The sequence below is a fragment of the Hymenobacter sedentarius genome (assembly GCF_001507645.1).
GTDB lineage: Bacteria > Bacteroidota > Bacteroidia > Cytophagales > Hymenobacteraceae > Hymenobacter > Hymenobacter sedentarius.
In genome coordinates this window covers 2067960-2089749 of record NZ_CP013909.1, presented here as the reverse complement: position 1 = coordinate 2089749, position 21790 = coordinate 2067960, and the positions used below count along the sequence as shown (strand labels likewise).

Annotated in this window: 16 protein-coding genes; 7 read left to right on the top strand and 9 right to left on the bottom strand. The window is 62.1% G+C overall.

The window, feature by feature from the left end; translation table 11 throughout:
- Positions 1-16: 16 nt before the first annotated feature.
- The 4 genes from pyrF to AUC43_RS08710 form a co-directional block, all read right to left on the bottom strand.
- A complete protein-coding gene (gene pyrF, locus AUC43_RS08725; protein ID WP_068191986.1) occupies positions 17-796 on the bottom strand; it encodes an orotidine-5'-phosphate decarboxylase in 780 nt (259 codons plus the stop codon).
- Between the two features lie 40 nt (positions 797-836).
- Positions 837-1685, bottom strand: a complete 849-nt coding sequence (locus AUC43_RS08720) for a dihydroorotate dehydrogenase (RefSeq protein ID WP_068191985.1) — start codon at positions 1683-1685, stop codon at positions 837-839.
- 753 nt (positions 1686-2438) lie between these two features.
- Positions 2439-3323, bottom strand: a complete 885-nt coding sequence (locus AUC43_RS08715) for a DNA/RNA non-specific endonuclease (protein ID WP_068191984.1) — start codon at positions 3321-3323, stop codon at positions 2439-2441.
- Between the two features lie 406 nt (positions 3324-3729).
- Complete coding sequence (locus AUC43_RS08710; RefSeq protein ID WP_157780999.1) at positions 3730-5964, bottom strand: T9SS type A sorting domain-containing protein; 2235 nt, start codon at positions 5962-5964, stop codon at positions 3730-3732.
- A 366-nt stretch (positions 5965-6330) separates the two neighbouring features.
- Here AUC43_RS08710 and AUC43_RS08705 point away from each other — a divergent pair, with 366 nt between their 5' ends.
- The 3 genes from AUC43_RS08705 to AUC43_RS08695 all read left to right on the top strand — a co-directional run bounded on the left by AUC43_RS08705 (position 6331) and on the right by AUC43_RS08695 (position 11773).
- Entirely contained in the window at positions 6331-7689 is a 1359-nt protein-coding gene (locus AUC43_RS08705; protein ID WP_068198404.1) for a sigma-54-dependent transcriptional regulator, read from the top strand.
- 80 nt (positions 7690-7769) lie between these two features.
- Positions 7770-10658 carry a PAS domain-containing hybrid sensor histidine kinase/response regulator gene (locus AUC43_RS08700; RefSeq protein WP_068191980.1) on the top strand — a complete coding sequence of 963 codons (2889 nt, stop codon included), beginning with the start codon at positions 7770-7772 and terminating at the stop codon, positions 10656-10658.
- A gap of 8 nt (positions 10659-10666) precedes the next feature.
- Entirely contained in the window at positions 10667-11773 is a 1107-nt protein-coding gene (locus tag AUC43_RS08695; RefSeq protein WP_068191978.1) for a flavin-containing monooxygenase, read from the top strand.
- Between the two features lie 274 nt (positions 11774-12047).
- On the opposite strand, the gene AUC43_RS08690 is transcribed toward AUC43_RS08695, so the two are convergent.
- On the bottom strand, positions 12048-12434 hold the full coding sequence (locus AUC43_RS08690; protein WP_068191976.1) for a T9SS type A sorting domain-containing protein: 387 nt from the start codon (positions 12432-12434) through the stop codon (positions 12048-12050).
- A 174-nt stretch (positions 12435-12608) separates the two neighbouring features.
- Here AUC43_RS08690 and AUC43_RS08685 point away from each other — a divergent pair, with 174 nt between their 5' ends.
- From AUC43_RS08685 to AUC43_RS08675, 3 genes are all read left to right on the top strand, one after another.
- A complete protein-coding gene (locus tag AUC43_RS08685; protein ID WP_082685000.1) occupies positions 12609-13727 on the top strand; it encodes an NAD(P)/FAD-dependent oxidoreductase in 1119 nt (372 codons plus the stop codon).
- 404 nt (positions 13728-14131) lie between these two features.
- Positions 14132-15343: a type III polyketide synthase gene (locus AUC43_RS08680; protein WP_082685269.1), complete on the top strand. Its 1212-nt coding sequence runs from the start codon at positions 14132-14134 to the stop codon at positions 15341-15343.
- Positions 15344-15353: 10 nt separating this feature from the next.
- On the top strand, positions 15354-16052 hold the full coding sequence (locus tag AUC43_RS08675; RefSeq protein WP_068191971.1) for a methyltransferase domain-containing protein: 699 nt from the start codon (positions 15354-15356) through the stop codon (positions 16050-16052).
- A gap of 130 nt (positions 16053-16182) precedes the next feature.
- On the opposite strand, the gene AUC43_RS08670 is transcribed toward AUC43_RS08675, so the two are convergent.
- From AUC43_RS08670 to AUC43_RS08655, 4 genes are all read right to left on the bottom strand, one after another.
- Positions 16183-17088 (bottom strand): histone deacetylase family protein, encoded by a 906-nt coding sequence (locus tag AUC43_RS08670; RefSeq protein ID WP_068191969.1) that lies wholly within the window; start codon positions 17086-17088, stop codon positions 16183-16185.
- Between the two features lie 130 nt (positions 17089-17218).
- A complete protein-coding gene (locus AUC43_RS08665) occupies positions 17219-18109 on the bottom strand; it encodes a hypothetical protein (RefSeq protein WP_068191965.1) in 891 nt (296 codons plus the stop codon).
- Positions 18110-18190: 81 nt separating this feature from the next.
- Positions 18191-18658, bottom strand: coding sequence for a hypothetical protein (locus tag AUC43_RS08660; protein WP_068191963.1), 468 nt, complete (start codon positions 18656-18658; stop codon positions 18191-18193).
- A 291-nt stretch (positions 18659-18949) separates the two neighbouring features.
- On the bottom strand, positions 18950-19384 hold the full coding sequence (locus tag AUC43_RS08655; RefSeq protein WP_157780998.1) for a hypothetical protein: 435 nt from the start codon (positions 19382-19384) through the stop codon (positions 18950-18952).
- Positions 19385-19577: 193 nt separating this feature from the next.
- Between AUC43_RS08655 and AUC43_RS08650 the strand changes: the two genes are divergently transcribed.
- Entirely contained in the window at positions 19578-21443 is a 1866-nt protein-coding gene (locus AUC43_RS08650) for a S9 family peptidase (protein WP_082684999.1), read from the top strand.
- Positions 21444-21790 lie beyond the last annotated feature (347 nt).

The window sequence follows — 21790 nt, the reverse complement described above, 5'->3', positions numbered from 1 at the left end:
CACAGCGGCTTTTTGGTCAGGTGTGGGCCGGGCTGGCTACCGTCCGGAATTGGTTGATTTCTTGCTGCAATTCCCGGGCAGCGGCGCCGGCATCGGCGGCCTGCCAGATGCCCCGCGAGGAGTTTATCAGCAAGCCGCTGCCGTCGGCCCGCAAGCCGGCGCGCAGCGTGGCCGACAAGTCGCCGCCCTGCGCCCCGATGCCGGGCACCAGGAACCATTGGTTCGGGCACGTGGCCCGCAGCTTGGCCACCGTTTCGGGCTCCGACGCGCCCACCACCAAGCCGATGGTGGCCTCGGTGAGCTCTTCGTCCATGAGCTTGGCCAGGCGGGCCGCCCAGTCGCTGATGGAGCCGCCGCGGGTCATGGCCGCGTCCTGCAGGCCGTGCTGGGGCTTGTTGGAGGTTTTCGCCAAGGTAAACACCAGCTTGCCGGGCCGGGCAAACGGCCGGATGGTGTCGTCGCCCATGTAGGGGTTCACCGTCACGCCATCGGCCCCCACAATGTCGTAGGCAAAGCGCGCGTACTGCTCGGCGGTGTTGGCGATGTCGCCGAATTTGCCGTCCAGAATCACCGGAATGTCGGTGGGGATGCTGCGCACGGTTTGCTGGAGCAGGGCCACGCCGTTTTCACGGCTCAGAAAAAACGCCAGGTTGGGCTTGAACGCCGCGGCGTAGGGCGCGGCTTGAGCTACTACTTCTTGGAGGCGCTGGGTTGCCGTGGCGTCGTCGCCGGTAGGGTCCAGGCCTACACAGAGCAGGGAATTGGCGGTTTGAACACGGGCGAGGAGCTTTTGCATCGGGACGGGTGGGAAGAATTGATAAAACAGAAGCGCGAGTTTAGCGAGAAATAGATGCTAGTTGAGCCACCTCAGAAGCAAGTCGTGCTGTGAGGCCCGGCGACAACCATTCGCCGCTGGCCACTTGCACGGCCTGAGCGCCCACGCGCAGGTAGTCCTGCACGTCACGAAGGGTGAAAATGCCCCCCGTACCAAAAATGGGAAGCTGCAGTTTCTCGTCGTTGGCCAGCTCCCACACGCAGCGCAGGGCCAGCGGCCGCAGCGCCTCGCCCGAGAGGCCGCCCACTAGCGGCGCGGCGTTGAGGTCAGCGGGCAGGTGCAGCACTTTGAGGGTGTTGGTGGCGGCCAGCGCGGTGGCGCCGCCTTCCTGCGCGCCCAGGGCCAGGCCCCGGATGTGGTCGGGCCACGGCGGCAGCTTCACTATCACGGCGGCATCGTCGCGCAGCTCGTTGCGCACCGCCTCGGTGGCTTCGCGCACGTGGCGCGCCGTGATGTCGGCCCCGGCTCCCGAATTGGGAGCGGTGATGTACACTTCCACGCCCGCCAGCTGCTCGCCGGCCTCGCGCTGCAGGTAGCGCGCAATTTTGCGAAAGCCCGGCACACCGGGCGCGGTGATGCTCACAAACACGGGCACGCCAAAGCGCCGCAGCCGCGGCAGGTGCTCTTGCACCAGCAGTTCAGCCCCCTCGGTGCGGAGGTCGGTGCGGTTGAGCAGGGTTTGGTCGGCCACTTGCAGGATGCCTTCGTCGCCGGGCAGGCCGGCGCGCGGCTCCATGGTCACGGTCTTGGTAAAAATGGCACCCAGCTGCTCGTAGCCCGGGCCATCGAGGTCCCAGGGCGCGGTGGCCAGGCAAACGGAATTTTGTAACGTAATGGCGCCGAGTTTCATAGCTTGTTTTTAAATAACAAAAACGAACTTTCACCCGCAATTGCCTAGGGGCCGCTGCGGGTGATGTTCGGCTGGCGCACCAGCTAAGTATTTCCTTAAATTACGTTGTCGCGTTTAATCAGGCAGGTTTCGCACTCGCGGATGTCGGCTTGGCCGCGGCCACAGTGGGAGTCAAGATCTTGCTATCCGTTTTTCTTTTGTGTGGACGTTAAAAGAGGTTTGAGATTAGATGAAGTAAACCGAACCGATTGGACATAAAAAAAACCGTTTCGAATCACGAAACGGCGGCGGGGCAACAACCAGAAAAAACGGAAGACAAATCGGCGAAACCGATGGCGGCGAAGACCTTTTGGTCCTCTCGCGGGCCGCTGTGGAGCAGGGTTCCGCGCTTCATCAACGGGTGTTTGGGTTGAAGCACGATGCAAAATTACGGAATCGTGTCGAGCTGTAATTCATCGGTAATGTTAAGTTTTTATTGGGCTGTTTTTTGGCAAAAGTTTATGGCCTGCTTTTTCTGCGATTGCAAAGAGATAGCCGGGATTGATTGAGCCAAATGGTTGAAAATCTTTTTTTAAGCTCCGGCCACCGATTGCGCTGCATTTGCTTTGCGCCGTACCTTTGGCTCTTTATTCCGCTACAATTCGCACTTTTTAGTAGGGCGCCAATTATCAGGCATTTAAAAGCCCGTGACCCCCAGCCGGGGTCACGGGCTTTTTTATCCAGCGAAGCAGCCCGCCGCTAACGCGGCACTAATCAGCTCGTGGGGCCGGTGTCTACTTTCGACTCGATGGTGGCCTGCACCGTGCTCGACACGGCCGACAGAATGTCGTAGCCCGTGGCCGACTCAATGGCGTCTACCGTGGTGCGGTATGCGCCCCAGGCCGTGCCGATGGAGTTGGTGTTGGGCATGTCCACGGCGATGACGCGCGTGCTGGTGGTCACGCGGCTGGCGTCGGAGCTGCCTTCGGGCAGCACCACCAGCACCTTCCAGCAGTTGCTGGGCACGGTGATGTGGCCGCTGTTGATGGTGGTGGCGTAGCCCGCCGAGCCGGTGCCGCCGCTGCCGTAGCTGCCGCAGATGATGTAGCACTCATAGCCCTGGCCTACCAGGGTGCGGGCGTAGTTCTCGAGGCCGGCCCAGGTTTGCTGGTTGTTGGTGGGGGCCTGGGGCATCATGTTGGTCATGAGGAACGTGGCCGTGTTGTCGGCCACAGAGCCGGTGCGGTCAGCCGAGGGGCAGTTGTGGCCTCGGTCGAAACCCGAGCCGCTGTAGCTGGTGCTGCCCACGTGGTACCAGGTGCTGGGCAGGGTATTATCGGCGGCAAAGTTGTCCTGGCGCGGGGTGCTGCCCAGCCAGGCGCTGCTCAGGTGCCAGCTTACCCAGTTGGGCTTGCCCTTGTCGCGGCTGTACGACATGGTGTACTGGGTTTTGGTCATCAGGTAGTTGTTGGGGTAGTTGGTGGCATCCGTCACGGCCCCGCTGGGGTTGCCCATGGCCAGGTTATTGTCGCGGGTAGCATCCTGGCTTACCACCGCGGCGGTGGGGGTAGCGGGAGTAGTTAGCTCTTCTTTGGAGCAAGAAGTGGCCAGGGCCGCGAGCAGCGCGAGGCTGCCGAGGCGAGTAAAAGTTAGTTTCATGAATTGAGAAAGAGAAAATGGTGAAGGTGGACAGTAGCCGCAAAAGTTCTCCGCTGGAATTGCCTCACTGTTAAAGCAATGTTACGGTTACACCACCCAGTTGCCAATTAATATTCTAATAAGATTATGTGTTTTTTACTCTTCCGATTTTAGCCTTCGCCGCTACCCTTCCTGGCTGTTTTTAGGGGTATGCTTAGCCGGACCTGGGCCGCCCACCAGCCATAGTTCCACAGCAGCAGGGCCCCGCCGGCAATGCCAGCGGGGCCCTGCTCTATAAAAGCTCGTAAGACCGGTCTTTACCGGTAAAATCCTACCTACCTACCTACCTACCTACCTACCTACCTACCTACCTACCTACCTACCTACCTACCTACCTACCTACCTACCTACCTACCTACCTACCTACCTACCTACCTACCACCAGCCGTTGGGCAGCCAGGGTTTGGCCGGCCGCACTGCGCAGCACCACGTGATAGAGGCCCGGCGCCAGTCCCGGCAGCGCGAGGCTGGCCGCCCCTTCCGCGACGGGCATCTGGCTCACGACCTGGCCCAGCTGCGAGTAAACCTGCACCAAGCCACCGGCCGCCGGCAGGTTGGGGCATTGCACCGTCACCGCGTTGGCATCGGCGGCGGGGTTGGGGTATACCTCCAGCCGGGGAGCCGCTGCCGTGCGCGCACCCACCACCACCGACACCACCGGCGAATACACCTGCTGGCCATCCAAATCCACCTGCCGCAGGCGGTAGTACAGAATGGTCACGCCCTGGGCGGCGGCTTCGGCATCGCGCAGCCGGTAGCGCTGGAGGCTGGTGCTGTTGCCCGCCGATTTTACCTGGCCCACGGCCTGGAAAGCGGCCTCGCGGCCGGTGGAGCGCTCCACCACAAAATGGCTGCTGTTCTTTTCCGACGCAGTAGCCCAATTTAGCTCGGCGCCGCCATTGGCCCACCGGCCGCTGAAGGCGGTTAGCTCAACGGGCAGCGGCACGATAAGCGAGGGCAGGCCCCCGCTGCGGTCGTCGGCAAAGGCATAGCTGACGGGGATATTAACCAGGGCCGACACGCCCCCGGCCACGCTGAGCTGTACGGAAGCGAAGTTCTGAGTGGTGAGGAACGACAGCTCCTGGCGGCCGTCGGGCAGCAGGTTCAGCGCGAGCAGCGACTGGCCCGAGGCGCTTTCCAGCACCTTGCCGGCGGCGTCGTAGGTAGTGAGGGTAATGCGGTCCAGCAGCGTCACATCGAGCAGATTACTGCCGTCGCCAATCACCATGCCGGCGCGGTTGCCGGCCTGCCCCACGTTGGTATCGGTACCGTTGAGGTCCAGCTTTAGTTCCACCTTGGATAGCACCGAGGTTGGGACGGTGATGACGGCTTGGGTGCTGGGGTCATTGTCGGCCGCGCCGGCGGGATTCAGGACGCCGCAGCTGGTGAGGCACACCACCGAATTGCTTTTCACTTCGTAATGCCCCGCGGTTTGGTTGGGGGTAAAGTTGGAGAGCACCTGCGTCGTGCCCTCAAACGCCTTGGGCTCCACGCCAAAACCGTAGTAGATTTCCAGGTTGTCGAGCACCGATAGCAGCCCCACCCGCTCAATCTTTACGGCATCAAACGGGAAGTCGGTGGGGAAGCTCACCTGCGTTTTGCCATTGGGCAGCACGCGCAGCTCCAGCACGCCGGCGCCGGTGTACGACTCCTGCGGCACGCCGTTGAGGTAAGTCGTCACGCGCAGGCCCGACAACACGCTGGCATCGAGCAGGCCGTCGCTGCCAATCACAAAGCCAGCGTAGTAGCCGGCCGGCGCCGGCCGGGCCCCTTCCAGTTTCACGGTCAGGGCCGAAGGACACGCAACCGTAGCCAGGCTGTTGAAGGTCGCATAGTTGCTCAGGTCATTATCCACCGCATTTTCGGGGTTGGATATGCCCGTCCCCACGCACGCACTTACCACGCCGACTCCGCCCGTGCCCGTGCCGTAGTACGGAGCCAGTGCGCTGCCGGCCCCCGAGAACCGCGAAATCAACCCGCGCGCCTGTTGCTGCATCAGCGAAGGCACGGCGTAGGCATAGTACACCTTCAGCTTGTAGGACACCCCCACCACGCCGCCAACTTCCAGGTCGATGCGGTCGAAGGCCTTGGCGGCGATGAATTCGAGTTGGGTGGGCCGGTCGCCGCTCAGCAGGATGTCGCGGGCCACGGCGGCCGACACCACCTGGGTTTCCTGCAAGGTCCCGGCTTTGTAGGTGCGCAGCCGGATAACGCCGAGCCCATTGAAATTGACCAAGTTGTCGTTGGTGGCCACGTTGCCCACCAGCACGCCCGCGCGGTCGCCGGCCCTGCCGCCCGGGCTGCTGGCATTCAGCCCAAGCTGCAGCTTCGTGAAAGCGAGTATGCCGAGGCCGGTGTTTATCGTGGCAAAGTTAGTGAGGTTGGCATCGGCAGCGCGCTCGGGGTGTTCGATGCCGTTTTCGGAAACTACCACCGGTCCCACCTTCACGACACTATATGTATCGGATGTGCTGGCCTGCCCGTCGTTCGAATAAATGGCCCCGGCGCGGGCGGCGCTGGTGCCGGTCAAGATGATAAGGGCCGTAATCAGCCAGGCCCGGAACTGGGTGCGTGCGAGTGGAGGTAGCGTAAAGACTTGCATAGCGGATAAAAAAATATTCAGGGAGTTGGCACGGTGCCGCGTCATTTCCTGCAATTCCGCGGCCATGCCAAGCCCCCTTGTTCCAACAACTCAGAATCAAACAGATACAGGTAGCACCCCAATGCTCAGTATTCCCATTATGGGACTTTGTTCCTAAACCGGGAATAAACTATTTAACCTACCTTGATCCACTCAAGCATACACTTCGTATGTGCCTCATTTTGCAACTACTTTTTCGCCAAACAGGGATATTAGTGGTTGTTTTTACGATATAACATTTCATGTAAGGGTGCTATCTTAAGGCTCTACTTACAATTGGTAGTAATATGATTCCTGGTCCGGGGGGCCTTTACTTGCGCATTGTACATGGCATCCTTTCTACCCTTCAAAATTTTCGTAGTCGAAGACAATCAGTGGTACGGGGAGCTCCTGCTGCACCGCTTGGGCCAAAACCCCAACAACAGCGTGCAGCGCTTTACCACGGCGCGCGCTTGCCTGGAGCAGCTGGGCCAGCAGCCGGATTTTATCACCCTGGACTATTCCCTGCCCGACGCCAAAGGCGAGCAGGTGCTGCGGCAGATTAAAGAGCGGCTGCCCGGCACGGAAGTCGTGGTGATTTCGGGCCAGGAAGACGTGAGCACCGCCGTGAGCATGCTGCGCCAGGGCGCCTACGACTATTTAGTAAAAGACGACAACACCCTCGACCGCCTCTGGAACCTGGTGGGCAAGGTGGAGCAGCAAGTGCGCCTGCGCCGCGAAAACACCCAGCTGCGCAAGCAAATCGGCAGCCGCTACAGCCCCGGCCAAGCCATCCTGGGCGAGCACGCCTCGGTGCAGCTGGTGCAAGCGCTCATCGCCAAAGCCGCCCGCACCGCCATCACGGTGAGCGTAAGCGGCGAAACCGGCACCGGCAAGGAGCTGGTGGCCAAAGCCATTCATTACCAATCCAGCCGGGCCGGGCAGCCGCTAGTGGCCGTGAACATGGCCGCCATCCCGCGCGAACTGGTGGAAAGTGAGCTGTTTGGGCACGAGAAAGGCGCCTTCACCGGGGCCGTGGCGCGGCGCGTGGGCCGGCTGGAAGAAGCCCACGGCGGCACCCTGTTTCTGGACGAAATCGCCGACCTCGAGCCCAGCCTGCAGGCCAAGCTGCTGCGCGTGCTGCAGGAGCGCGAAGTCACCCGCGTGGGCGGCAGCCACACAGTAGCCTTCGACGTGCGCCTGATAGTGGCCACCCACCGCGACCTGCTGGCCGAAGTGCAGGCCGGCCGCTTCCGCGAAGACCTGTACTACCGCCTGCTGGGCCTGCCCATTGTGCTGCCGCCGCTGCGCCAGCGCGGAAACGATATCCTGCTGCTGGCCGAGGCCTTCATCGCCGAGTTTTGCGCCCTCAACAACCTGCCGCCGCGGCAGCTCACCAATGGCGCCCGCGCCCGCCTGCTGGAACACCCCTTCCCCGGCAACGTGCGCGAGCTGAAAGCTGTGGTGGAGCTGGCCGCCGTGCTGGCCGATGGCGAGCAGATTCAGGCCGCCGACCTGCCCCTGCGCGCGGGGCCGGCCGCGGTGGGCCCCGGCAGCCAGCTCTCGCTGCGCGACCAAACCACGGCCATTGTGCAGGCCTGTCTGGATGAGATGGGCGGCGACGTGCTGGCCGTGGCCGCCCGGCTGCGCATCGGCAAGTCCACGATTTACCGCATGCTTCAGCAACGGGAGCTGACCCTGGGTTAACCCGTTGCGGCGGCATCCAAAAACCACAACGGTAGTAGCTTGCCTTTCGCCTGCCCCGTTCTACCGTTCTGCTTTCCGCCATGATGCGCCGCTCCCGTTTACCCCGCCAACCCCGCCGGCCGGCCGTACCCGCCGGGCGGCGCACCGCCCAACCAACCCGCCACTCCGCGCCCGCCCGGCCTAGCACTGGGCCCAACGGCGCCGGCGTGCCGCTCTTTGGCCAGGGCCTGGCTGATAAGGTGCCGCTGATCTTGTTCAGCTACGACGTGCAGCACCAGCGGCTGCTGCACTGCAACCGGCATTGCCACACGGTGCTGGGCTACAGCAGCCAGGAGCTGCTGGCGTTGGGCTCGGCCTTGGGCACCAAAATGCTGCACGCCGAATCCTTGGCTCAATTTCACCGCAGCGACATCAATGCCCTGCTCACCGAAGACCGGCCCCTGAGCTGGGATTGCCGCCTGCACCACCGCGACGGCAGCTGGCGGTGGCTGCGCATCCGGCTGCGGGCCAGCGTGGTGGGCCCCGACGGCCAGGTGCAGGAACTGATGGGCAGCGCCGAAGACGTGACCCGCCACCGCGCCGCCGTGGAGGAATTGCGCCAGAACCGCCACCTGCTGCGCCAGGTAGTCGACCTGGTGCCCAACCTCATCTACATCTACGACCTGGCCGAGGAGCGCAACACCTACGCCAACCGCCGCATCGAGCAGCTGCTGGGCTATACCAGCGAGGAGCTCCTGGCTTTTCCCAACGGCTATCTGCTCCCCAACCTCATGCCCGCCGAGGAGCTGGCCCGGCTGCAAGCCCACTTCGCCGCCGTGGCCCGCCTGCCCGAAGGGGAAACCCTGACTTTGGAATTTTGCGTGCAGCACCGCTCCGGCTTCATGCGCTGGCTGCGCAGTGCCCACACTCCCTTTGCCCGCGATGCCAACGGCCAGGTCACCAGTCTGATTGGGGTGGCCGAAGACGTGACCGAACGCCGGGCCATGGACCAGCGCAGCCGCGCGGCCACGGCCCACATCGCCGAGCAGCACCGCCTGTTCCGACAGGTTATCGACGCCCTGCCCCACCCCATTTACCTGAAAGACGGCCAGGGCAACTACCTGCTGGCCAACGTGGCCATGGCCGCTCTGTTCGGCCTCACGCCCGATGAGCTGGTGCACTACGGCGAAGACAACGCGCCCGCCATTGCCACCGCTGAAACCGACCGCTACCGTACCCAGGACCAGGAAGTGCTGGCCACCGGCCAGGACCTGACCCTGCAGGAATCCTACACCTACCCCGATGGCCAGATGGCCTGGTTCAGCAGCGTCAAACGGCTGTTTACCCGCTCCGACGGCACGGCGCAGGTCTTGGGCATCGACAGCAACATCACCGAACTAAAACGAACCCAGCAGGCCCTGGAAGCCGCCATTGCCGCCGCTGAAGTTGACGCCCAGGCCAAGCAGGACTTTCTGGCCAACATGAGCCATGAAATCCGCACGCCGCTCCATGGCATTCTGGGCCTGACGGGGGTGCTGGCCAAAACCAACCTCAGCACCAGCCAGCACGACTACCTGCGCCTGCTGGGCGAGTCGGCCGAGCACCTGCTCACGGTGCTCAACGACGTGCTGACCACTGCCCGCCTAGGGGCTGGCAAGCTGCGCCCCGAAAGCACTGCCTTCAACCCCGAGGAGCTGCTCACGGGTTGCGCGGCCCTGCTCCGGCCCCGGGCCCGCGAAAAAGGACTGCGCCTGCGTGTGGAAAAACCTGCCGACCTGCCCCTGGTGCTCGGTGACGCGTACCGGCTCCGGCAGGTGCTGCTCAACCTGGTAAGCAATGCCATCAAATTTACCGAGACTGGTTCGGTCCGGCTGCGCTGCCGGCCCCTGCCCCCACCGCGGCAGCACACCGAACCTGAGGGCACGGTATGGCTGCAGTTCACGGTGAGCGACACCGGTGTGGGCATCGCGCCCGAAACCCTGGACAAAATATTTGAGCCCTTCACGCAGGCTGCTGCCAGCACCAACCGCGAATACGGCGGCTCGGGGCTGGGCCTGAGCATTTCGGAAGGCCTCGTGCGGCTGATGGGCGGCGAGCTGCGTGTGAGCAGCGAGGTAGGACAGGGCAGCACGTTTGCCTTCTGCCTGGCTTTTCCGCCCGTGCCCCCGGCTCCGGCCCGCGCCCCCGAAAGCCCCGCCGGCAGTGCCGTGCCGCCGGTCACCGGGCGCATTCTGCTGGTCGAAGACAACCTGGTGAACAGCCTGCTGGCCGAAACCGTGCTGCGCAACTGGGGCTGGCAAGTGACCACGGCCGCCAGCGGGCCGGCCGCCATTCAGCTGTTCGAGAACCGCCCGTTCGACCTCGTGCTCATGGACATCCAAATGCCTGGCATGGACGGCGAGACCGCCGCCCGGGCCCTGCGCCAGCACCCCAACCCAAGCCGGGCCGCTACGCCCATCATCGCCCTGACTGCCCGGGCACAAGCGGGCGAAGCCGAACGCCTGCAAACTGCTGGTTTCAATGGCTACCTTGCCAAACCCTATCGCGAAGAACAACTCCTCGACATCATGCAAACCGTGCTGGCCGAGCATCAGCACCGCACCCAACCCGCCCTCCCCGCCTCTACTTCCGACCTGATGCCTGCTGCAAATCCTCTTTACGACTTGAGCAACGTGCGCCAGCTGGTGCGCGAAGACGAAGCTGTGGTCCGGCGCCTCGCCTGGGCCTTTATTCAAACCACGCCCGCCATCCTCACTGCCCTCGACGAAGCCCTGACGCGCGCCGACTGGGAAGCCGTGGGCGACGCCGCCCATCACCTCAAAAGCTCGCTCGACGGCCTGCAGGTCGAGAGCCTGCGCCACCTCATCCGCGAAATCGAAGCCTACGGCGACGACGCTCCGGAACCCGACCACGCCGCCCGGCAAGTGGCCCAGGTGCGCGCCACCACCGAGCAGGTGATGGCCGACCTGCGCAGCGAATTTCCCGAGTAGCCCCCGCCGTGACCCCGCACCAGCCTGACCCGCTTTCCCCGCCCACGCCGGCGCTCATTCGCACCAATACGGTGGTGATTGGGGCGGGCCAGGCGGGGCTGGCGGCCGCGTATTACCTACAGCAGCACCAGGTCGATTTCCGTGTGCTGGACGCGGCCACGCAGGCCGGCGCCGCCTGGAGCGCCCGCTACGATTCGCTGCGGCTGTTTTCGCCGGCCTGGGTGAGTGGGCTGCCGGGCCGGCCCTGGCCCGGCAGCCCGCTGCATTACCCCACGCGGGACGAAACCGCCGCGTACCTGCGCGACTATGCCGCGCACTTCCGCTTCCCGCTCGAGCCCAACCGGCGCGTCACCCGCGTGGCCCCCGCGCCGGACGGCGTGGGCTACCTGGTGCACACCGAAGCGGGCCGGACCTACGCGGCCCAGCGAGTGATAATAGCCACGGGCCCCTACACCATGCCCAACATTCCGGCCTGGGCCCCGCAACTGCCGGCCAGCGTGGCCCAACTGCCCAGCCGCGACTACCAACGCCCCGCCCAGCTGCCCGGCACCGGCCCGGTGGCCGTGGTGGGCAGCGGCAACTCGGCCCTGCAAATCGCGGCCGACGTAGCCGCCACCGGCCGGCCCGTGTTCGTAGCTTTCGACGAGCAAACGCCCGCCATGCCCAACAACCACTTTATGTGGGCCTTCCTGATGCTGACGCGGCTGCTGGGCGTGTCCCGCCACACGGCGCTGGGCCGTAAGATGTTCCGCAGCCCCGAGCCGGTGGTCAGCGGCGACCTGGCCAGGCTGCGACGCTTTGCCAATGCCCACTTCATTGGCCGGGCCGAGGCGGCGCTGCCGTCGGGCGGCATTCAGGGGCGCCGGGCGGCCACGCCGCCGCTCGACGCCGTGGTGTGGGCCACCGGCTACCGGCCCGACTATGCGTGGCTGGATTTGCCCGTGCTGGAGCCCGATGGCAGCCCCCGGCACCACCGGGGTCTGACAGAGGCCCCCGGCGTGGCCTTTCTTGGGCTGAACTGGCTCGACAGCCGCCGCTCGGCCCTGCTCAACGGCGCCGGGGCCGATGCCCGGCGCGTGGTGGCCGCGCTGCTCAGAATGCCCAAATCTTATTGAAACCCGGCTTGGCTTTTGCAGGTTGAATACATCAGAAGCAGGTCCTTGCCAGGAGCCGCTTGTTATTCACCCGAAATTTCTTTAGACCTATGTTTATCTTCATGATTGGCCTGTTAGTGGCCACCGCTTTCCTCGCACTCAATACGGCTTCGAATCTAAAAAAACTGCTTGCGCCCGTTCCCGTTCGCGTGAAGTAGCCTTCGCCGTTTTGTCCATAAAAAAGCAGCCCGAAAGCTGCTTTTTTTGTTGGGTAATGTCGAGAAGCAAATCGGGGTTACCGAATTACCAGCTTGCACATCTGGCTGGTGTTGTCGGCTTCGAGCCGCACGTAGTAGAGGCCGTTGGCGAACTTGCTCAGGTCGAGCATCTTGGTGTAGCGGTCGTTCATTTCAGTGAGCGTTTCCCGGTACATTACAGACCCAATGACGTTCAGAATGCTCAGCTCCACTTTCTTGCCCTGCAAGTTGTTGATGGTTAAGTGCACGATGCCAGTGCTGGGGTTTGGATACACCAGCAGGGTCTTGTCGTCGCCGGGCTTGGGCTGCTGGCCGGGGCGCTCGGCAGGAGCTGCGGCAGCCGCGGGAAGCGTATTGAACAGCGGCCCGAAACTGAGGCTAAGACAGATAAATAATAACAGTGGTAAAAGTAAGCGTTGCATCATAGTACTAATTAAGGCCGGCAGAAAAGAGAACAGGAAGTAAGGGCTTAACGTCAAGCGTTAATTTTAGTTGGCAAAGGTACAACGGTCTGTCCACCACGCCTAGTGCAATATACAGAAACCTCAATTAATTACGCTATTTTGCTTGAAATTGTTTTAATTTTGTACGCCGAATAAGTGGATATTTTGATGATTGGCGGCGGGCTGGCTGGCTTGGCCGCTGCCCTGGACCTGGCCGGCCGTGGGCACCGCGTGGCGGTGGTCGAGCGCAAGCAGTATCCCTTTCACAAAGTGTGCGGCGAATACGTGAGCAACGAGGTGCTGCCGTACCTGCGCCGGCTCGGCGCCGACCCGGCCGCGCTGGCCCCGGCGGCCATCAATACATTTCTGCTGTCGTCGCCGGGTGGGCGCTGCCTCACGGCGCCACTCGACCTGGGCGGCTTTGGCGTGAGCCGCTACCTGCTCGATGATTTTCTGTACCGGCTAGCCGTGGCCCGGGGCGTCACGTTTTACCTGAAGAACACGGTGACGGACGTAACCTACGACCCAGCCGCCGACCAGCACCGCGTGACCCTAGCCGATGGCCGCGAGCTGACGGCCCGCGTGGTGCTGGGCACCTACGGCAAGCGCACCAACCTCGACCGGCAGCTGCAGCGGGCGTTTTTCACCCAGCGCTCGCCCTACCTTGGCGTGAAGTACCACCTGCGCATGCCCGGCTTCCCGCGCGACCTGATTGCGCTGCACAACTTTGCCGACGGCTACGCGGGTATCTCGGCCATTGAGGACGACAAGCTGTGCTTCTGCTACCTCACCACTCGCCAGAACCTCAAGCGCCACGGCACCATTCCGGCCATGGAGCAAGCGGTATTGGCCCAAAACCCGCGCCTGCGGGAGATTCTGGCGTCGGCCGAAGTGCTGTACCCGCAGCCCGAGGTCATCAACGAAATTTCCTTTGCGCCCAAGCAGCCCGTAGAGCAGCACGTGCTGATGTGCGGCGATGCAGCCGGCCTAATCACGCCGCTGTGCGGCAACGGCATGGCCATGGCGCTGCACGGCGCGGCCCTGGCGGCCGCGGCGGCGCACGATTTCCTGAGGGCTACCACTACCCGGGCAGCCATGGAAGCGGCTTATTCCCGCGCCTGGCACGCCCAGTTCGGGACCCGGCTGCGCGTGGGCCGGGCGGTGCAGCGGCTGTTTGGCGGGCCGGTACTGAGCGAACTCGTAGTGGGTGGCCTGCGGCACTGGCCCGGCGCGGTGCAGGCGCTGATGCGCCGCACGCATGGCCAGGCGTTTTAATTGAGCTGATTAATTGGGCTGAATGAATCCAGCCTGTCATGAATAGAGGCCGCGCCTTTTGTCATGCTGACGAAGGAAGCATCCTCTCATGCCTGGTTCGTTCTGCGGTGATAAGAGGCTTCGCTGCGCTCTGCATGACAGACGATTGGGTTAGCTAGCCACGCGAGATGCCTCGCTGCGCTCAGCATAACGGGCTTTTTTCGGCGTGATGGTCTTTTAACAATCGGAAATAAACTCCTCCCCCGCCCCAACGCCAGAATGTTGTTGCCATTATTTTATCCAAGCAAAGCGCGAAACTGTTTGTTGTACCGTAAGTGAAGGTGCGAATGAGTGCGTATCCGTACATTCATTAACTGAGATACTTGTTTCCCAAGCTTCGTTTCAAATCCGTAATCATTCCCGGAATGCCGAGTTATTTAGGTGCCATCGGCACTGCTAACCCCATTCACCGCATCGCCCAGCCCGAAATTGCCAATTTTATGGCCCAGGCCCTGGGGTTTGGCGAAAACGATGCGCGCAAGCTGCGGGCGCTGTATCGGGTGTCGGGCATCGAGCACCGCTACTCGGTATTGCCCGACTACGGACGGGCTAATGGCGATTACACCTTCTTCCCCAACACGCCCACCCTGGAGCCGTTTCCGAGCGTGGGCCAGCGCATGGCTGTGTACCGCCGCGAGGCCCTGCCCCTGGCCACCGAGGCCGTGCGCGACTGCCTGCGGCAGGTGCCCGACGTAGCGCCGGGTAGCATCACCCACCTCGTCACGGTGAGCTGCACGGGTATGTACGCGCCGGGGCTGGATATTGAGCTGGTACAGGCTCTGGGCTTGCGGCCCGATGTGCGCCGCACCTGCGTGAATTTTATGGGGTGCTATGCCGCGGTGAACGCCGTGAAGCTGGCCGATGCCTTTTGCCTGGCCGATGCCACGGCCCGCGTGCTCATAGTGAGCGTGGAGCTGTGCACCCTGCATTTTCAGAAAAGCCCCGAGGAGGACCACCTCATCAGCAATGCCCTGTTTGGCGATGGTGCGGCCGCGTGCTTGGTGCAGGCCGAGCCCCTGCCCAACGGCGCACCCAGCCTGGCGCTGCAGGCCTTCCACTGCGGCCTGGAGCCCGATGGCCACGACGACATGGCCTGGCACATTAATGACTTCGGGTTTGAGATGACCTTGTCCAGCTACGTGCCCAAGCTGATTCAGCGCGGCATCCGGCACCTCACCGATGGGCTGCTGGAGAGCCTGCCGGTGCAGCTGGCCGACATCCGGCACTTTGCCATCCACCCCGGCGGGCGCAAGATTCTCGAAACCATCGAAGTTGAGCTGGGCCTGACGCGCGACGACAACCGCCACGCCTACCGCGTGCTGCGTGACTACGGCAACATGTCGTCGGCCACGGTGCTGTTTGTGCTGCGCGACGTGCTGGCCCACGCCTCCCCCGCCGACCACGGCGCGCCGGTGCTCAGCTTTGCCTTTGGGCCCGGCCTCACCATGGAAGCCATGCTGCTGGAAATTTCAACTAACAAGTATCATTTACCATTTAATAATTCGGCCGAAAATACCGCGACGGAAACCCTAATGGCGGAGACCACCTCCTCTAAAGCCGTTCTGGTTGATAAATGATAATTGGTAAATGTTAAATGAAAGAGCTTCCGGCCCCGAGCTGATGGACGACCTGACGCTGGCCACCAATGCCCTGCGCCAGAACCTCGACGAGTTGGAAACCATCAACACCTGGCTGGGCGGCTACAAGCCGGTGCTCAACGCCTTGGCGCGGCTAAAAAGCCGGTTTGCCAGCGGCCGAGCCCTGCGCCTGGCCGACCTGGGCAGCGGCGGCGGCGACACCCTGCGCCAGGTGGCCCGCTGGGCCCGCAAACACCGCATTCCCGTGGAGCTGACCGGCATCGATGCCAACCAATTCATGCTGGAATACGCCGCGGCCAAAAGCCAGGACTACCCCGAAATCAGCTACCGGCAGCTCGACATCTTCTCGCCCGAATTTCAGGCGCAGCCTTACGACATCCTCACCTGCAGCCTGTTTTGCCATCATTTCACCGACGAGGAGCTGGTGACGCTGCTGCGGCAATGGCAGCGGCAGGCGGGCATTGGCGTCGTCATCAACGACCTGCACCGGCACTGGCTGGCCTACCACAGCATCAAGTGGCTCACGCGGCTGCTGGGCGGCTCGTACCTGGTGCAGCACGACGCGCCGCTGTCGGTCGCCCGGGCCTTTCGGCGGCAGGACTGGGTGGCGCTGTTGGCACGTGCTGGAATTGAGCGGTATGAGTTGCGCTGGCGCTGGGCCTTCCGCTGGCAGGTGATTATCAATTAGCATTTATCAATTAACATTTAACAGCTGTTCTGGCTGTCAATATCAAGCCCGACTTATAGGACTAGATTTTACAGCGGCCTGGGTGTCCTTTGGCTCGACCGGCTGGTTGTTAAATGTTAATTGATAAATGCTAATTGAAAAGCCCCGCGGCTACTCGGAACGTGTTGGCGTGGGCTTCCACGATGTCGGCAATGCGCTCGGAGTAGCCGCCGCCCATGCACACCACTACGGGCAGCTGGTGGCGCTGGCAGAGGTTGAGCACCAGCTCGTCGCGCTGCCGACAGCCGGCGCGGGTGAGCGCCAGGTGGCCCAACTTGTCGGTGGCCAGCACGTCGACGCCGGCCAGGTAAAACACAAAATTGGGCTGAACTTCGTCGAGCAGGCGCGGCAGCGTGCTGGCCAGCAGCTGCAGGTACTGCGCGTCGTCGGTGCCGTCGGGCAGCGGCAGGTCCAGGTTGGAGGCTTCTTTGCGGGCCGGGTAATTGCGGGCGCCATGCATGGAAAATGTGAACACCCGCGGCTCGTGCTGGAAAATGGCGGCCGTACCGTTGCCCTGGTGCACGTCGAGGTCAATGATAAGTACCTTATTAACGGTGGGCTCATGCGCCAGCAGCCAGGCGGCCGCCGCGGCCTGGTCGTTGAGCAGGCAAAAGCCTTCGCCCCGCGCCCGAAACGCGTGGTGGGTACCGCCCGCAATGTTGAAGGCCACACCGTGTTTCAGCGCCAGCCGCGCCGCCTCAATGGTACCGCCCAAGATGGTGACTTCGCGCTCAAACAGCGCCGCCGACCACGGAAATCCCGTGGCGCGCTCTTCCTGCCGCGTGAGCTGGCCCAGGCGCAGCCGCTCGTAGTATTCGGCATCGTGCACCAGCAGGATATCCGCAGCTGAAGGCGGGGTGGCCACAAAAAAGTCGGCCGGCGATGTGGTGCCTTCCCGAAGCAATTGCTCGGGCAGCAACTCGTATTTCAGCATCGGGAAGCGGTGCCCAGCAGGCAGTGGATGGGCGTAGCTGGGCGCGAAAGCAATGGGAAGCATTTTCTACTAACAGTTGAGCCGCCTACTGGTCTGCTTCGGCTTGGCAATGATGCCCGCACCGCTAGGAATAGCTGCGCGGATACTGCTGTCCCGGTAACAAACCACCGCACCTTAGCCCATGGCGCCGCGGCTACAGGGTGACGGTGAGCGTGGCGGTGAAGTAGGACCGGCCGGCGGAGTCGTCTTCGGGCAGCACGTTCACGGGCTGCAGGTAGCGGTAGGCCACTTCGGCCGAAACCTTGCCCAGGGTGTAGGCCACGGGCAGGCGCAGGCCGTAGCTGAGCAGGGTGAAGCGGGAGGCATCGGTGGTAGTTGCGGCAGTGCCGGTCTTGGTTTTGGGCTTTTTGTTGCCCCGCAGAATCTGCTGCTCGGCGCTGGTCGAGCTGAAGGCCTGCGTGCCCGCGGTAAGGCTCAACTTGGGCGTGATGGCGATGTAATCCTTGGCCGTGAACACGCCATCCAGGTCGAAGGCCCGGGAGTTGTCGAGCACCAGGAAGGTGTCGTGGTCGTTGGGGCCAAAGAGGTAGGAACCATTGAGGCGGGTGTAGACGTAGCCCCAATCGTAGCCCAGGGCCGCGTCGAGGGAATTGTTGACGGCCGACTTAACCAGGGGGCTGTTGGCGGCAAACAGGAAATGCGAGTAGCCCAACGACAGGTCCACCTTCGTGGTCAGGTCCCGGTCGTAGCCCACCGAGAAGTCGGTTTCGTCGAAGTGGGAATTGGTGTTGAGCAGGTCGTAGTTGTAGACCGAGCCCCACACGCCGTACGGGCTGGTATAGGTGAGTTCCTGGGTGAAGTACGGGTACGTAGTGGCCTGGGTGCGGCCAAAGAAGGCGGAGTTGTTGCCGTAGCCAAGGGCGGCGCTTAGCGAGCCGGTGGCCTGGTCTTGCTCCTGCACGGGCGGGGCGGTGGCGGGGTGCGTACTGCTGGCCTGAGTGTGGGGCTTGGACTGAGCCCACGCCGCCGAGCCGGCGAGGCAACAGGCACTGGCCAGGGTTAGCCGCGCAAGAAAAAGGAGCATAAGGGAAATAGTAAAGAGCGAAAAGCAAACCAGCCGCTACCGGAAAGGCAGCGGCTGGCAAAGATGGCAGACAGGAGCAGCTTATTTCATTTTATGCTCTTTGGGGGCTTTCGCATGGCCCAGGCCGTGGTCGTTGTGCGCGTGTTCGCCCCGGGCGCTGCGCTCGTGCTTCTCTACTTTGTCGGCGTCTTTGGCAGCCTCGTGCTGGGCTTTGTAGGTCTCCTTGCGAGCGGTTTCCTGAGCTTTGTAGGCGTCTTTCTGCTGCTGGGTCTGGGCCTTATAAGCTTCTTTGCGGGCTTCCTGTTGGGCGTTGTACGCGGCTTTCTGCTCCTCGGTATAGGGCTTGGCCAGCTTCTCGGGCTTGGCGAGCTTCGCCGGCTTGGGGGCTTTGCTGTACTTATCGTTTTTGGCGCGGGCGGCGGTGGACACGGCCTGGCCGTAGGTACGGCCATCGGCGGGCGTCTGGCCGGCCACGGTGGGAGCGCCGGTTTGGGCAGCAGCGGCAAACGAGAACAGGGCAGCGGTAGCCGCGAGCACGAGGTTTTTCATAAAAAGCAAATGAGTTTTTGGGTTTATTGTGGTGGAAAGGTATAGTGCGAAGATGATGCCAACATGATGACTGGATATAAGGCCTTCTGCTGGCGAAACACTCCTTTCAGTGAACTACTAAACGACAGGCTATTGCATCCCCAATACTGGAGCGACGTGGTACTTTTTGCCATGGTCGAGTTTAAGAAACCCGTATACGAATCAAAGTTTACGAAATGCGCCGTGGGGATGAGTTTCGTAAACTCCCATTGGCACAGAATCCCCGCGTCAGTGTCGAAGGCAAACCCTGCTTTATGCGGTTGTTCCAACAGCCCGTTTGTCAGCCCGAAAGCCTTCCAGGATGAAGATGGAAGCGACGAATTGGACCAGAAAATGGGTCACGTATCGCAGCGTAGCCCACGGGGTCGCAAAGAGCGTGGCATAGGTGAGGGGAAGCGTGAGCACGCCGAGGACAAACAAGGCCACGTACAGGATTTTTGCCCACCGGTACCCCTTGCGCATGCAGAGCAGTAAGGCGAGCAACAGGGCCGCCGTGGTAACCCCAATCCCGATGGCGGAACTACTTGCCGCTGGAGCGTACAGGCCCTGATGTGCCATGAAGCTACCAAGGTGGCCTAGAACCAAGTCCACGAACAGCAAGGTGGAAGCCCAGAGGTCGTATCGACGGGATGGGAGTAATTTCATTCCATAAAGAAAGAGGCTTCTAGCAAAACGAGCGTTTTCCAAGACGACAAGAAGGCTATTGTGTTCGTCGCTCAGGGAACCTCCTGCCGGAATAAAAGGCCTCACGGGGTGGCCGTTTACGCATCATTTCTTTTTTGCCAGACGGATTTTTACTTGTTAGATAAAAGGCTAGCTTGCAGGAGCAAACGACCAGAATAGCTGGCACACAGTTATTCTCCTCCATCAACCCATCCACATGACCACCAAAGCTTGTCAACTCCTGCCTCTTGCCTTCCTGTTGCTGTGCGGCGCGGTTCCCGCTTACGCGCAGACTAACCCCGCGAAACTACGGGAGGAAATTGTCGCCCTGGCTGGCATGGGGTATTGCCGCGGAGGCGACTATCTGGCGAATGGGAAAGACGTGGTGTTTATCTCCAACCGGAGCGGGTCGCCCCAAATCTGGAAAGTTGCCGCGGGGGGCGGAAAGCCCGTGCAGCTGACGACCTTCCCGGACCCGGTGACGGACCTGGCGCCGTCGCCTACCCGGGACCTGATTGCGTTTGAGCTCGCCCCAGGGGGCGGACTGAATGCCCAGCTTTACGTGATGAAGGGCGATGGCAGTGGGGTCAAGCAACTGACCAAAGGTGGTAAGACTAACAACTTTCTGGGTCCCTGGAGCGAGGACGGCGCCCGGCTCGGTTTTGGCTCCAACGAACAAAACCCCACCGGGGTGGACTTTTTCATCTACGAGGTGAGCCAAGGCACCGCGGCCTTGGCGGTCAAGAACAACGGAATCGGGAGCATCGCGGACTTCTCGCGCGACCAGCAGCAGGTATTGGTCACCCGCCTGGCCAGCCGGGGCAACAACAATTTATCCCTGTATAACCTGGCGACCAAAGAGGAAAAACTCCTCACCCCGCACGAGGGCCCCGGCACCTTCTTCGGCCAAATTGCCCCTTCCGGCGACGTGTACCTGGGCTATAACAAGGACCGTGACTTGCTGGCTTTTGGCAGAATCAGCAACGGAGGCCCGCAGCTGCTGGCGGAGCGAAAAGACGCGGAATTAGCTGATTTTACTATAAATCACGCGGGCACCATGGCCGTCCTGGTGTGGAACGAAAAGGGGCGCAGCAAGCTGAGCCTGTTCGATTTGAAAACCAATAAGGAAACCCGGCAGCTGGCGTTGCCGGTCGAATTGGTGGCGGGCGTAGCCTTTTCTCCTGACGACCAAACCGTGGTATTTACAGGCTCGGGGTCCCGGGAACCGGCCAATATCTGGGCGTACGCCGTGGGCCGCAATCAATTCAAAAAAATCACCGACAGCCCCCACGCCGGTGTGGACTTAGCCGCGCTCGTGGCCCCGGCGCTGGTGGCGTTTCCCTCCTTTGACGGGGTGCCCCTCAGCGGCTGGCTTTACAAACCAACGGGCGGCAAGGGCCCGTTCCCCACGGTCATCAGCTACCACGGCGGCCCCGAAGGCCAGTCGGTTCCCAGCCTGAATCCGACGGCCCAAGCCCTGGTAAAACAGGGCGTCGCCTTTTTCCTGCCCAACGTGCGGGGCTCCAGCGGCTTCGGCAAGGCGTTTTTGAACCTGGACAACGGCGCGCTCCGGGTGAACGGGGTCAAAGACATCAAAGCCGTTTCCGACTATTTAATTCAGGCCGGCATTGCCAAGCCCGGCGCCTTGGGCATCATGGGCGGCTCTTACGGGGGCTACATGGTGATGGCGGGCGTCACGCAATACCCCGACATGTTTGCCGCCGGGGCCAACTTATTCGGGGTCGTCAACTTCGAAACGTTCTTTCAGCACACCGAACCTTGGATGGCCGCTATTTCCACGGTGGAATACGGCGACCCCGCCACGCAGGCAGCGATGTTGCGGGAGCTGTCGCCGATTCACAAAGCCGACCTGATCAAAACGCCCTTGCTGGTGGAGCACGGCGCCAACGACACCAACGTGCCGGTGGTGGAGGCGGAACAGGTAGTGGCAGCGCTCAAAAAGAACAACATCCCGGTGAAGTACACCCTGTTTCCGGACGAAGGGCACGGCTGGCAAAAGACGAATAACCGCATCACCTCCACGGTGGAAATTGTGGATTGGTTTACCACCCGGCTTAAATGAGAGGGGATGACCCCGGCCGGGCCCAAATTTGAAAAGGCAGGTAAAACCAACACGAGCGGGCCAGAGGGTCCGCTCGTGTTGGTTCACGAAGTGCCGTGGTCCGTTTTGGACAGGTGCTGTAGTGGAGTTATTAACCTGTGTTTACGATAACGGTCGTGGCTGTTGCAGAACTCCGAGTGACGGCCTGAAAAGCGAACAAACCGGACGTCAAGCAGACAAGAAGGTCCATGAAGGGCTCTTTTCGAGCTGATTCGAGCTCGTCCAACCGATGCTCAAGGGCTTGGCCGCGAGTTCTGCAACAGCCACAGTGGTATTTATTAATAAGCATTGCCATCTACAACTATGCT

What these genes read in the sequence shown, in the direction of transcription:
- AUC43_RS08665 (WP_068191965.1), bottom strand. Translation starts at nt 18,109, where the DNA reads ATGCTCCTTTTTCTTGCGCGGCTAACCCTGGCCAGTGCCTGTTGCCTC.
- AUC43_RS08680 (WP_082685269.1), top strand. Translation starts at nt 14,132, where the DNA reads ATGCCGAGTTATTTAGGTGCCATCGGCACTGCTAACCCCATTCACCGC.
- AUC43_RS08650 (WP_082684999.1), top strand. Translation starts at nt 19,578, where the DNA reads ATGACCACCAAAGCTTGTCAACTCCTGCCTCTTGCCTTCCTGTTGCTG.
- AUC43_RS08700 (WP_068191980.1), top strand. Translation starts at nt 7,770, where the DNA reads ATGATGCGCCGCTCCCGTTTACCCCGCCAACCCCGCCGGCCGGCCGTA.
- AUC43_RS08670 (WP_068191969.1), bottom strand. Translation starts at nt 17,088, where the DNA reads ATGCTTCCCATTGCTTTCGCGCCCAGCTACGCCCATCCACTGCCTGCT.
- AUC43_RS08660 (WP_068191963.1), bottom strand. Translation starts at nt 18,658, where the DNA reads ATGAAAAACCTCGTGCTCGCGGCTACCGCTGCCCTGTTCTCGTTTGCC.
- AUC43_RS08675 (WP_068191971.1), top strand. Translation starts at nt 15,354, where the DNA reads ATGTTAAATGAAAGAGCTTCCGGCCCCGAGCTGATGGACGACCTGACG.
- AUC43_RS08710 (WP_157780999.1), bottom strand. Translation starts at nt 5,964, where the DNA reads ATGCAAGTCTTTACGCTACCTCCACTCGCACGCACCCAGTTCCGGGCC.
- pyrF (WP_068191986.1), bottom strand. Translation starts at nt 796, where the DNA reads ATGCAAAAGCTCCTCGCCCGTGTTCAAACCGCCAATTCCCTGCTCTGT.
- AUC43_RS08715 (WP_068191984.1), bottom strand. Translation starts at nt 3,323, where the DNA reads ATGAAACTAACTTTTACTCGCCTCGGCAGCCTCGCGCTGCTCGCGGCC.
- AUC43_RS08705 (WP_068198404.1), top strand. Translation starts at nt 6,331, where the DNA reads ATGGCATCCTTTCTACCCTTCAAAATTTTCGTAGTCGAAGACAATCAG.
- AUC43_RS08690 (WP_068191976.1), bottom strand. Translation starts at nt 12,434, where the DNA reads ATGATGCAACGCTTACTTTTACCACTGTTATTATTTATCTGTCTTAGC.
- AUC43_RS08720 (WP_068191985.1), bottom strand. Translation starts at nt 1,685, where the DNA reads ATGAAACTCGGCGCCATTACGTTACAAAATTCCGTTTGCCTGGCCACC.